Origin of the sequence: Glaciimonas sp. Gout2, assembly GCF_035018905.1 — a bacterium.
Lineage (GTDB): Bacteria > Pseudomonadota > Gammaproteobacteria > Burkholderiales > Burkholderiaceae_D > Glaciimonas.
On sequence record NZ_JASJXA010000159.1, the window covers coordinates 1 to 224 of the forward strand.

The following is a 224-nucleotide window of genomic DNA, read 5'->3' on the forward strand; positions in this document are numbered from 1 at the left end:
TCAATCTGATCAATCAACGACTTAAACCGTGTCTGCAATAACAGCGAACCGTAGATCGATTCCTGCAATGCGTCATAGGCTTGATTGAGGCTATTCACCTGTTCGGGATATAAACTAATCGTGATAGTCCCCGGCTGATCGTTTTTGCCTTCGACCATCTTGAAGCCGTTGTAACCCATGCCGGTCAGGTTATGCATCGCAAAATAATATTGCCCGTTAAACGC

Annotated in this window: 1 protein-coding gene; it reads right to left on the reverse strand. The window is 45.5% G+C overall.

Going from position 1 to position 224, the window contains the following annotated elements; genetic code table 11:
- The coding region (locus tag QN379_RS23590; RefSeq protein ID WP_323507787.1) for a hypothetical protein at positions 1-224 on the reverse strand (224 nt) is incomplete at both ends.